The sequence below is a fragment of the Corynebacterium sp. HMSC058E07 genome (genome assembly GCF_001809885.1).
Taxonomy (GTDB): domain Bacteria; phylum Actinomycetota; class Actinomycetes; order Mycobacteriales; family Mycobacteriaceae; genus Corynebacterium; species Corynebacterium macclintockiae.
This window is the reverse complement of the sequence record NZ_KV799277.1, coordinates 1-11886: the sequence shown is the minus strand read 5'-3', so window position 1 is coordinate 11886 and position 11886 is coordinate 1. Positions and strand designations below refer to the sequence as shown.

The window sequence follows — 11886 nt, the reverse complement described above, 5'->3', positions numbered from 1 at the left end:
CCCTGACCGGCCGTGATCCGATCATCTACACCTACTACTACTTCTGGAAGAACAAGATGGCTAACACCACCGAGTTCTCCGAGTACCCACTGTGGCTGGCCTACTACCGCGACACTCTGCCGGCGGATATCCCGGGTGGCTGGGATCACGTGACGTTCTGGCAGTACTCCGACTCCGGCAATGTCGACGGCATTAAGGCCAAGGTGGACCTGAACAAGTACTACGGCGACGATGCTGCCCTGAATGCTCTGGCATCTGGCATGTCGGCGAACACCGCTGCTGGCCAGGCTTCCCAAGCTCTGGACGTGCTGCGTCCGGCAGCTAATGGCGAGGCTGCGGTCGCTAACAAGATCGAGCACGCCACCGGCGTGAACGTTCCGCTGGCTACCGACTTCCTGATGCAGGTTCTGGGCGTTATCGGTGGCCGCGTATCCCCGGACGTTTTGCTGACTCAGGGTAAGGCGCAGATTCAGGGGATGGATCCGGCGCAGGTCGCAGGTTCCGCTGGCGCTGCTGGCAACGGTGGCAACGTATCCGGTTCCATGAAGACCGCCCAGGAAGTTCTGACGGCCTACACCGCACTGTCCGGTGCGCTGAAGGAGTTCAACGCTGGTGGCAAGAAGCTGCCGGTCGAGGCAATCCTGAAGCTGCTCCAGGGTGTCGCGCCGGGCGCTGGTGCAGGTGCTGGTGCTGGTAAGGGTGGCGCTGTGAACATCGGCCAGATCCTGACCCTGCTGCAGCAGTTCGGTGGCATCTCCAACTGGAATGCCAAGCTGGAGAACGGCCAGGTCAAGCCCGATGCTAACGCTTTCGCTGACCTCGCGGACGCCGCGAAGTCCGCCACCGCCGATAGCTCCGCCCCGGCAGGTCAGGCACCGGCTCCCGCCCCGGCCCCGGCTGGTCAGGCTCCCGCTGGCGCCCCGGCCCCGGCTCCCGCCCCCGCTCCGACCCCGGCCCCTGCCCCGGCTGGTCAGGCTCCCGCCCCAGCCCCTGCTAACTAAACGCTGGCTTCGCCCCGTCAAGCATTCCAGCTTCGACTGCTGACGCTGCTGCGGTCAACCAACCGCCGTCCTCACTGGGCGGCGGTTTTCCTATGTTGCGCTACTTGCGTACTGGCCTATTCGGGATCTGCACCCACTCGCTAGAGCTATTCCAGCCTCCGCGCTCACTCGCTTCGACCGATCGCGCGGTCCGATGTCCCAAATTTTCCACTTTCGACGGGTAGCTGGTCTGCAGCAATAATTCTTAAGCCTCTGACCTGCATAAACGGAAAGTTATAAAAACAGAGTGGAAGATTTGGGACATTCCCTTCCCGTCAGGCCCCCGAGAGGCCCGCGTTTGAGCAATCTCCGAAAAAGCGGCCCATTTTCGTGCCCCTATTCAGGTATCGCCCGACCCCGTTTAGGCCGTCTATGGCGCTTACAGAGCTTTGACCCCGAACCAACCCCCACCACAATCGCGCAGTTGGTCTCGATCCAGGGTGACTACGCATGCTCATTCCCACCGATCCGGAGGGGTATTGTCCTAAATCTTCGAGTTATTGGAAGTAGCGGGTCTGCAGTAAAAACTCGCAGGCCTCTGACCTGCGCAAACAGAATAGTTATATTCTAAGACGTGGAATTTGGGACATCCCCCTCAGAGACTGCCCGCACCCGAAGCTCCGGGGGCGTCAGCGGCGGGGCAGTGGCGCGTCTGTGGCGGGTCAGTGGCGGGTCTGTTGCGCGTAAGTGGCGGGCCAGCCCGCCCCAACGCCAGGTCGCCAGCCCGCCAGCCCGCCCAGCACCAGGTCGCCAGCCCCCGCTCCTGGCCACTAGTCCGAGAACTTCATCGGCCCGTTGTACCAGAGCCCGGAGCGCTTGTGCGTCTCCGTTTCCAGCTTCACCGGCTTCGGCGCATCGCCGGAAGCGTTCGGGAAAGGAGTCAGCTTGTCCAGCACACCCCAGTCCCGCTGCCAGTCGTCCTTCAGGTAGGTCGGAATTTCCTCCGCCTGCGAGGTCATCTGCACCAGGCCGTAGGATCCACCACCGGAGTAGTCCATCACTGGCGTGTGATTGCTGCGCACGTCATGGTCCGGCGAAATGCGGAACTTAGCCGGTTCCGCCACGCCTGCCCAGTGGTCGTACTGCTTCTGGCACGGGAACTGGAATGCAATCGTCCAGTCCAGCAGCGTCGGTGCTTCGGAGCCCACGTAGTCGTTCAGCGACTCCATCTCCGGCACGCGCGGTGGCGTGATGGCAATCCACTGTGCAGGCGTCAGGTTCGGGTCGTTCGCAACGATGCGCACCGAGTCTGCGTCCTCCGGCACCTGGTCCATCGGAATGCGCAGGTTACGCCACTCGGGCGCGTAGCCCGGATCCAGCGGAATCTGCTCGCCCAGCACCTCAAAGTCCTCGGCCTTCTTGGAGCCGCCGGACTTGCCGAATTGCACCTTGATCTCCTGGCCGTACTTGAAGATCCCGTCCATGTCGAAGTGTCCGACCCGTCCGGCCACGCTGAACACCAGCAGTGGCAGTCCGTCGCGGTTCTTCGGCAGGCTGTACCAGCTGGTCATGGTGTTCGCGGGCGTTTGCAGCCCCTCTGTGAACGAGCCCACCACCGGCACCTTGTTCGTGTCGATCCCGAACGGCAGCACTGCGTAGGAACCGTTCACGCCCTTGGTAGAGCGCAGGCCACCGGTGGTTCCGGAGGCGTCGTTGCTATCGCTGCTGCTGCCCTTCTCGGCGTCGGGATCGTTTGTTGCCTTATTTTGGGACGCCGCAGACTGCGCCCCACCACGGTCAGCGGAAGTGCGCGAATCATTGGAATTAGAGTCCGTGTTGGAATCGCTGCTGGATTCCTCCTTGCGGAACTGGTCCGCGGAGCCCACGGTGGATTGCGATTCTCCGCTGGACTTCGCATCGATCTTGGCGGGGATGTTGTTCGGCTCGAAGCCGCGACCTCCGCCGGCGGTCAGGGAGTCCTTCAGCGAGCTGCCGTCGGCGGGCTTAAGGAAGGACTCGTTGGTGTTGGTTTCCACCAGCACGTCCGCGGCCTGGTTGCAGCTTTGACCCGTCAGGGCCATCACGTTGCCCTTGCCCACGGAGTAGGCGGGCCACTGGCTGACCATGCCCTTCGTCATGGAAGCAAGGGTGAACACGACCGTGATGGTCGTGAGGATGCCGATCGGCGCGGCCGTCAGGCCGCGGAAGCGGTCAAGCTTATTGCGCTCGGCCAGCTCCAAATCGGCCACTTCCGATTCGGTGGTGGCACGGGCGTGTTTGGCGTCCGCAAGAAAACCAACGATAGCGCCCCACACCAGAACAACGATTGAGATGGCGAGCACCACCGAGCTGGCGGTAATACCGGAGATCTGCACCGGCTTGTCCCACCACGGCACGCCGTAGGAGGACAGGTACCACCAGCCGTTCGGGCCTGCGAGGGTGAAGGCGAACAGCATCAGGGTGGAGCCCAAGAACAGGATCCGGTTGCGGCGGGTCTGCAGGGCGAAGCGGGAGGCTCCGACTGCTGCCAGGGCCGTCAGCGCGGCGCCGATGCCAGCGAACACGCCGAAGTGGTGGGTCCATTTGGTGGGCGTGAACGTCATGAAGAACAGGGTGCCCAGGATGACCAGCAGCAGGCGCATGGACGGCCCCTTGGCGGCGCCGGTGATGCGTCCATTGCGCAGTATGGCGGCGATGACGATGCCGATGCAGAAGAACAGCATGACCATCGTGAAGCGGCGCGGGAAGCTACCGTCGACGGTTTGTTCCATGAGGGCTTCGTAGCGGCGGAACTCGTCGTACCAGTGCATCGACGGGCCGATGGCGCCGCGCAGTTTGATGGCCTCTGCGACTGTGCGCAGCGTCTGGTCGGCGAACACGGCCGTGAGGATCGCGGTGCCGGCCGCGAGGAACGGGGCGATCTGCGCCAGGATGGCGGCGATGACCGTCTTCTTCGGGGCGCCCTTCGGAGCGCCCAGCAGCGGCAGTCGGCGGGTGAGGATGCGGATCAGCGCACCGAGGGAAGCCAGCAGGGCGGAGACCGCCATCAGACCCGTCGGGCCGGCGCCCAGCGCCAGGGTGGCGATGATCGTACCGACCGCGGCGGGCAGCAGGCGATGCGTGGCGATCGCGCGCTCGAAGGAAACCCAGGCCAGCAGGGAAAGCACGGCGATGATCGGCTCTGGGCGCGTGCCGTTGTTGAAGGTCATCCAGAACAGCAGGAACGTCGCCGCCATGGTCCAGTGCGCTACCCGGCGCTGGTTGATCTTGGCGCCGAGGCGCGGCATCACTTCGCGGGAAAGTACCAGCCAGGTCACAAGTCCTGCGATGAGGGACGGCAGGCGCATCCAGATGGAGGCGGTGGTGACGTGTGTCATCAGCGCCAGCAGGTCGTAGAACGGCGAGCCGAACGGGGATTCCGGCACGCCGAACCAGCGGTAGTAGTTGGCCATGTAGCCGGACTCGTGGGAGACCTTGGCCATGGTCAGCAGGTAGCCATCGTCCGAGGTGTTCGCGCCGACAAAGTACCAGGCCAGCAGTACGAAACCGACTACGCCGTCCAGGGGGCGGGGCTTCCACCACTTGCGGTGGAACAGTCGGCGGGAGGTGGTGCGCTTATCCAGAATGTCGATGCGGTGCAGGCAGTACAGGGAGATCGCGGTGGCGATGATGCCCACGAAGATCGCCAGGTACTTGATAGCCGAGGGGGAAGAGGTGAAGCGCGAGTCGACGGTGACGTGTGCCTGGAAGCCAGCGTCGATGGTGTTGTTCGAGTTCTTCTCGGTGTTCTTGATGTCCGTGTAGATGCCGGTGAGGGCAGGGCGGACATCGTCGTCGATAGTGGAATCCAGTGCGTAGCCCAGGGACTTTTCTGCGTCCGGAACCCAGGAGCGAGTGGATTCGTAGTTAGAGGTGATGCGCAGCTTCGCATCGTCCGGCAGCTTCGCCAGGGCATCCTTCTGGATGGTCAGTGGCACGACGTTGCGCACGACCACGTCCAGGCTGTCGTCGGTAGAGCGGACGAACAGGCCACGCAGGGTGGCCTCCGTGGATTCCTGCGGGAGGGTGGACAGAATATTGGTCGCACCGTTGTCCAGGTTGCGGACTTCCTTGATGGGCACGGTGATGTCCACGTCCTGGGGGACGTAGGAGATCAGCGGTGCTTGGACGGAGGTGAGGTCGTCGTCCTGGGGCCAGTTAAAGGAGGACTGAACCTGGTTGACCGGCAGGAAGGGCAAAGACAGGAACATCACCATGCCGATGAGGCCGGAGATGATGGACGCTAACTTTAGTTTTCCTGTTGGCTGCTGAACTTTAGACACAACAGGTAATTGTAGGACACGAGACGGCTAACTCGGAACTCAAATAGCCTGTTTCTTGTGATTCTTGCGCATTAATGTGACGAATGTTGTTTTTGGGGTGCTCTTATTCTTCTTATTGACGCCCCTTGTCACCGGGCTAGCGCTGCCGCACCGCAACCACGAACGGGCCGACCTGGTGCAGGTTCCAGCCCTTGGCGAATGCGGTGGCTTCGAAGCTGATCGGACGGAAGCGGACATTCGGCTGGCTGGGGTAGAGGTCGTCGGCCACCAGGTAGGTAAACGTGCCGTTGCCTGGCCCCTTGACCTTCGGGAGGGGCTTCTCGGTGCGCTTCTGGGCTGGAGTCTTGTCGCCTGGCTCGTTGGCGGAGCCCGTCTTGCGCTTCTCCATCTCCTTCTCCAGGTCGAGCTGCCCGCGCAGCAGCAGCGCATCCGGCGCCTTCCACCCGTTCGTCTTCTCCGCATCATCCATGGCCGCCAGCAGTTCTTCGGGTTTGGTGATGTCGCCCCAACGCTCGATGACCTCATTGCGGCGGGCGAATTCGCCGAGCGGATTGGCGTAGTGCGCGGTGAAGGCTTGGTAGGCGTTGTAGGGATAGTAGGCCATGAAAGTTTTCTCGTCCGTCAGCAGTACCTTGCCTGACCGACCTCCGAGCTCTTCGTGTAGTACCTGATCCACCTGGGCGTAGTAGACGGCGGAATTGCCGGGGAGCTGGTCGCCACGTTTGCCGTCGCCGTCAGTGTCGGTGTAGGCGGTATCGATGTGGCCTTCGTGGACGAAGGGGATCTGCGAGGCATAGTGAATGCCACAGATCGCCAGCACGATGGCCATGACACGACTGACTAGCACCCCAAAGCCCGGCTTCCGACGTTCCAGCGAAGACATGCGCGGAACATAAACCAGTCGCCAGTCGGCGATTGCCAGCACACCGGCGACGGCGAGGATGATGCTGATCGGGACCGCCACACGGAAGCCCAGCAGAGTGGTGCCGAGGACCGTCATGAGCAGCGACAGTATTACCCAGGCGTAGCAGACAATGAGCCCGTAGGTTAGGGCGCGTACATCGCCGTCCTTGCGTCGGAAAACCATCCAGATCAGGGCGGCCAGGGACAAGAAGGCGATGGCCGTCGACTCGAAGAAGGGGGTGGGGATATGCGTTGCGGCCTCGGGGAGGTAGTGCTGGGCGGTGCCCGTCGGACCGTGCGGCTGGGTTAGTAGCGCCCAGACGTATGGTCCCCAGCCGACTAGCGCTAGGGCGATGGACCCCACACCGATGATCACGAGCTTGATGAGTGGCTGGATGCTGCGCACCGTGATTGCCCCGGCAACGGCGAGAGCCACCACGGTCAGGGCGGACACGGCGGTGTACAGCGTGTAGAGGTTCGCCGATAGTCCGAGGTAGATGATGGATCCGATCAGCGCAGTCCGGCCTCCGTGCAGTGCTCGCCGCGCGACCACTAGCGCCGGTGCCATGCCCATTGCGACGATCGCCGCGTAGGGCTCATCGCCGCCGACGGTTAGGGTGACTGCGACTGTCACGAGCGCCAGGGCGCTGGCGACCGGCAGGGAGCCGCAGATGCGCTGCCATACCGGCACCAGCATGCTGCCTGCCATCGCCATGGTGATCAGTGCCCACGGCTGCATAGCTACCCAGCCGGACAGTCCGAAGATGCGGGCGAACAGTCCTCCGGTGAAGAACCATAGGCCGGGGTAGAAGGATGGCTCATCGACGTATGCCATGTCTTCCCACCCGAGGGAATCCGTCATGCGCGTGAGGAACTGGGTGCGGAAAGCCTGATCCACGCTGATGCCGCCGAGGTAAAGCTGTGTCGCGGCCAGCGGAATACCTAGCGCGGCCAGCACCAGTACAGCGGGGGCGAGGTACATCACCAGCTGCAGCATGATGGAGACCCAGGGCCGTAGAGTTTCCCGTCGGGCGCTCCGTCCCGCGCGGCTATCCGCACGGCCATCCGCTCGGCCATTGTCCGCACGGGAACCCTTGCGGGCGTTCTTGTTTAGCCATCGCGGCGGGTAGATCCACCAGTAACTCGCCAGGCCAGTGAGGATGACCAGGATGGCGATGCTCGCCGTAGTGAGGCCGCGCAGCACGAAGCTGTTGGTGAAGGCCGGGAAGTTCGTGTGCGACATGATGTACCACCCTGCGGTGGTTCCGGCGAACGCAATCGCACCGGTCAGCGCCAGGCGAATAAGGGTCTGGCGCACCGTCAGCGCGTCTTTGCTGAAGGGAACCGTCGGGTCGACCTTCGCGGCGGGGCTTGAGCTCATTGCTTCATTGTTACATATGCCCCGGACGGCCTTGGTTTCTCTGGCGCGTTAGCGCAGCATAATGCCCCTGATCCCAGAGTGAAATCCGTCACGCAAGCCCACTCGCTGGCTTTCGGAGAGCGTGTACTCGTGCAGTGTTTCGCAGGCGAACTGCAGCAGCGGCCGGTCGATCTCTGGGGGTAGTCCACCGCCGGAGAGCAGGTGCGCGTTGTCTCGTTGCTCCTCGGTGGCGATGTTGTCGTACCACCAGACCGCGTATTGCTGGCCGATGTCGGAGGGGCTCTGTTCGCCCGCTGTAGCCCAGACCTCGTTGGGTAGCGGCACGTACCGGCTGCGCAACTTGCGGTGGCGCGCCATCATGCCGGGGTTCGGACGCGGCTTCGGCTTGGGTGCCTCTTCTGCTTCGGGTGCTGTTTCCTCTGGTTGTCTTGCTGGTTGTTCTTCTGGTGGTGACGCCACCGCCTCCGGCTTGGCCGTGGCTTCAGGTGCTGTTTGAGCGACGTCCGCGGGGCTTGGTACCTGCGGGGCAGTGGTGCGCTCGGGAGTTGCCAGCAATGCAGGAGACGGCGCAGCGGGGGACGGCGCAGCGGGGGACGGTTCAGCAGGAGCTGTTTCGTCAGTGGCTGAACCGGTGGCGTCGATAGTGCCGGAAGTGCTGGCAGTGCCGGAAGCAGTGTCGGTGTCGGCAGCATCGCCGGATACACCACCGGGCACGTCCGACGCTGTGACCACGCACGGGCTGGGATCCGCGGGCTCTTCCGCGTCTCCCAGTGGCTTGTCCTCAGGCTGTTCGGGCTGCTCGCCAGCCGGCAGTGGACCTTCCAGGATCTGCAGGCGCATGGTGTCGCGGAAGTCCTCGCGCGGATCCAGGATTGTGGTTGTGTCGCAGGCGAAGCGCAGGGCGGAAGACATGGAATCCCAGCCGAATCCGTAGAGGTGCACACGGATGCCTGCCGCGACGGCCTCTTCTACGCCGGGCAGCATGTCGGCGTCGCCAGAAACCAGCACGATGTCCGATACCTGGCGGTTCATCGCGGCGATAACGATGTCCGCGACCAGTCGAGTATCCACTGCTTTTTGGGTGCGCCGCTCGCCCCACTCGATCAGCTGGCCGGCGCGCAGCTGCACACCCGGTTCGCTGCGTAGGGAACGCTGGTAGCGGTGGGGGCCGGAATCAGGGATTCCGTCGTACCAAAACTGCCGGTGGACGGGTTGCTTTAGTTGGTCTTGAATCATCTGGCCGAGGACGGCCACGACCTCCGGTAGGTCGATTTCTAACTGTGCGCGGGCGCCGGTATCCCAGGAGTTATAAAAGCTGGCTAGCAGGTAAGACGTGTCGACATAGACCTGTGTTCTTTCCAACATTGTTCATTGCTCATTTCATTTCGCTCGTTGTTAGTTCTTGTCCCTCTAGCATGCCTGAAAACTTTGTTATATGGTTAGTTACACAAGTAACCAACCAGCTAACTAAAAGCGCCGAAACGCAGAGCGCGCTGGGAGCTTGTTAAGTAGTGCTTTGAAGGAGGTGCCGCGTGGACGAATCGGCAACACCGCTTTTCCAGCAGGTTGCGGACCTGATAGCGGACGCGATCGTGGACGGGTCGCTTCCTGAAGGCGAACGTGCCCCCTCGACAAACGAACTCGCAGAATTCCACAGCATTAACCCCGCCACCGCCAGGAAGGGGTTGGCGTTGCTGGTCGATCAGGGCGTATTGGCCAAGCGGCGCGGCGTGGGAATGTTCGTCGAACAAGGCGCGCGGGAGCTCATTCTGACCCTGCGTAAAGAAGCCTTCGCAGCCAGTTATTTGGTCCCCCTCGTCGACGAGGCCGCCAAGTTGGGCATGAACCGCACGCAGCTGAAAAACCTCATGGATAAAGTCGCAGAAAGTAGAGGACTGTACGAATGAACGCCACAACATCTCCCGGCGCTGCCTCTGGCGTCGCCCCCAGCATCGAGCTGCGCGACGTCCGCCGCAAGCTCGGTTCTACCCATGCCCTCGACGGCGCGACTGCTCACCTCCCAGGTGGCCGCGTTTATGGCCTTATCGGACGCAACGGCGCGGGCAAGACCACCCTGCTGCGCACCATCGCGGGCCAGCTGCGCGCCAAGGGCGAGGTTCTCATCGGCGGTCAGCCTGTCTTCGACAACACCGCAGTCCTTAATGGCCTGATCCTCTCTGGTCCCGATGTTCCCTGGCCTGCGGATATCAAGGTCAAGCAGTTGCTCAATGTGGCTGCCGCCCGTTGGGAGACCTGGGATCACCGCTACGCGGACCACCTCTGCGAGGTCTTTGAGATCGATACGCGCAAGCCTCTTTCCAAGCTCTCGCGCGGACAAAAGTCCCTGGTCTCGATTGTTATTGGCCTGGCCGCGCAGTGCCCCGTCACCCTCCTTGACGAGCCCTACCTGGGGCTCGACGTGCAGAATCGCGAGCTGTTCTACAAGCTCTTGCTGCAGGATGTCGAGCGCAACCCACGCACCTTCATCCTCTCGACCCATCACGTCGACGACGCTGCCCGCATCCTCGATTCGGTCGTCCTCCTCGATAAAGGCCGCATCACGGGAGTCGGCACCCTCGACTCCATCACCGAGCGCATTGCGATCCTCTCCGGTTCCGCCGCGGCCGTCGACGCCACGCTCGGCGAGGTTGGGGCCACTGGTTCTGTTCTTAACGACGCCACCTCTTCCGGCCTACGTCGCCTAGTGCTAGACACTCACAGATTGGGTGTCGGCAGCGTCCAAGATCTCGCTGCCCGTATTGAGGGCAGTGGCGTACGCGTGACCAGGGCAGATCTGGAGCAGGCGGTACTGGCGCTGACCGGAAGGGAGTTCTGACGTGACGAATGTCTACCCGCCCATGCCGTGGGGGACCCACTGGAAGCTGGCTATGCGCCAGCTGCAGTCTAAAGCCTGGAACTCTGGAATAAGCATCGTGTTCATTCTTCTCGTCCTCTTCTTTGCGATGGGTGGGGAAGAAATCCACGGGTTCAAGCTAGGGGCATACCTACTATTTGGTCTTTCGCTGGGGCTGCAGCCGATCACCGCAGTGTGGGACAAGGCGCAGCTTCGTGCTCTGGGGATGAGCGTGGCGGATATCCGCCGAAACTTCCTGATAGTCATGCCTATTGCATCGACAGTCGTCTGCGGATCGATGCTATTGGGCTACATCCTCGCGCAAACATTCAATTGGCACATCCCGGCATTCTGGCTTGTCTTGGCAGTAGTTTTCGTCGTGCACGTGGCCAGCATTATTGGTGCACTCGCTCGGGTGGAAGATAACAATGAGGTCATCAAATCCACCAAGGAAGACAAGGCTGCAGCGGTAGAGGAAGGGGCCGATCCCGCTGGGGAAACCACCGATGGCGCTTTCGGCTTGTTCGCTGGGGGGTTGAATACGGAGACGAGGTGGCGTCAACAAGAACAAAAGGGCGCCAACCCCTCGGCGCTGGATTACCTCACCGCTTGGCGGATCGACAGGTACATGGCACGGGTATTCCTTATTGGGCTCGCCGCAGTGAGCATCGGAACAATTGGCTGGTTTGTCACAGGGGTGACGACCAGTGGTGCGATGTGGCTCTACCCGGCATCAATGTTCCTGCTGATGGCAGCGTTCTACTTCGGTGAAGCGCTCAACATGAGTCTGGGCAATTGGCTGGTGTTCTCGGGTGATCGCCGCCAGTGGTATGCGAAAGCTATGGGGCGGGTGGCGCTGTGGCTGCCAAGCATTGCGCTTTTGATGCTGTTAGGGATCGCAGAGTTCCTGCTGCTGCATGCCATCTTCCCGAGCGTAGGAAACCTAGAGGTGCGTGCAGATGCGAAAAGCTTGGTGATAACCCTGCTGGTCGCAGCGTCAGTGGCCGCAACTTTCGGCCTGGTTGGGATAGTCGGCTTCTGGGTGAGTAACCGGTTCACCGGATGGCTGAAATGGGTGGTCATCATCCTGTCCATCATGGTGCTTTCAGCTGCACTGGCTGCAGCTATCGTCACCGTTCAGGAGGTCATCGAGGCCGACGGGAATGTGCTGAGGTTCGTGCTAGGAATAGCCGCTGGGCTAGCACTAGTGCTGGCCCTTGCGTTTGGTGTGTTGAGCCGAGGCATTCAGCGCTTCGATACGACCAATGAGTCGGTGAGCGAAAACCTGGGCTTGGCTACGGAAGCTTAAGGCAGACCCTTAGGCGTGGAAGCCGGGTTAGAAGAAACACCGACGCCTGGGAATGCGAGAAACTGGCGTGCATTAGGCACCCTAAAAAGCAAGCTTGACCAGTAAGTTTGTGTTTGTTGTGGGGTGTGTGTACATTA

General features: G+C 61.9%; 7 protein-coding genes. 4 read left to right on the top strand and 3 right to left on the bottom strand.

What is annotated here, in order from left to right; translation table 11 throughout:
* Positions 1–1001: glycoside hydrolase family 25 protein (locus HMPREF2678_RS10460; protein WP_083303444.1), on the top strand; the 1001-nt coding region annotated here is incomplete at its 5' end.
* Between the two features lie 809 nt (positions 1002–1810).
* On the opposite strand, the gene HMPREF2678_RS07480 is transcribed toward HMPREF2678_RS10460, so the two are convergent.
* The 3 genes from HMPREF2678_RS07480 to HMPREF2678_RS07470 all read right to left on the bottom strand — a co-directional run bounded on the left by HMPREF2678_RS07480 (position 1811) and on the right by HMPREF2678_RS07470 (position 8951).
* Entirely contained in the window at positions 1811–5302 is a 3492-nt protein-coding gene (locus HMPREF2678_RS07480) for an arabinosyltransferase domain-containing protein (protein WP_070551802.1), read from the bottom strand.
* Positions 5303–5438: 136 nt separating this feature from the next.
* Complete coding sequence (locus tag HMPREF2678_RS07475) at positions 5439–7586, bottom strand: galactan 5-O-arabinofuranosyltransferase (RefSeq protein ID WP_070551800.1); 2148 nt, start codon at positions 7584–7586, stop codon at positions 5439–5441.
* A 48-nt stretch (positions 7587–7634) separates the two neighbouring features.
* On the bottom strand, positions 7635–8951 hold the full coding sequence (locus tag HMPREF2678_RS07470; protein WP_043015102.1) for an NYN domain-containing protein: 1317 nt from the start codon (positions 8949–8951) through the stop codon (positions 7635–7637).
* Between the two features lie 167 nt (positions 8952–9118).
* Here HMPREF2678_RS07470 and HMPREF2678_RS07465 point away from each other — a divergent pair, with 167 nt between their 5' ends.
* From HMPREF2678_RS07465 to HMPREF2678_RS07455, 3 genes are read left to right on the top strand one after another with little or no spacing between them, the layout of a single operon-like run.
* Complete coding sequence (locus HMPREF2678_RS07465; protein WP_034966447.1) at positions 9119–9493, top strand: GntR family transcriptional regulator; 375 nt, start codon at positions 9119–9121, stop codon at positions 9491–9493.
* A complete protein-coding gene (locus tag HMPREF2678_RS07460) occupies positions 9490–10422 on the top strand; it encodes an ATP-binding cassette domain-containing protein (protein ID WP_070551798.1) in 933 nt (310 codons plus the stop codon). The genes HMPREF2678_RS07465 and HMPREF2678_RS07460 overlap by 4 nt, the downstream gene beginning before the upstream one ends.
* A 1-nt stretch (position 10423) precedes the next feature.
* On the top strand, positions 10424–11749 hold the full coding sequence (locus HMPREF2678_RS07455; RefSeq protein WP_246817912.1) for an ABC transporter permease: 1326 nt from the start codon (positions 10424–10426) through the stop codon (positions 11747–11749).
* The last annotated feature ends 137 nt before the right edge of the window (positions 11750–11886 follow it).

Excerpts from the sequence above, each read along its gene's own strand:
- HMPREF2678_RS07470 (WP_043015102.1), bottom strand. The coding sequence starts at position 8,951 with ATGTTGGAAAGAACACAGGTCTATGTCGACACGTCTTACCTGCTAGCC.
- HMPREF2678_RS07475 (WP_070551800.1), bottom strand. The coding sequence starts at position 7,586 with ATGAGCTCAAGCCCCGCCGCGAAGGTCGACCCGACGGTTCCCTTCAGC.
- HMPREF2678_RS07460 (WP_070551798.1), top strand. The coding sequence starts at position 9,490 with ATGAACGCCACAACATCTCCCGGCGCTGCCTCTGGCGTCGCCCCCAGC.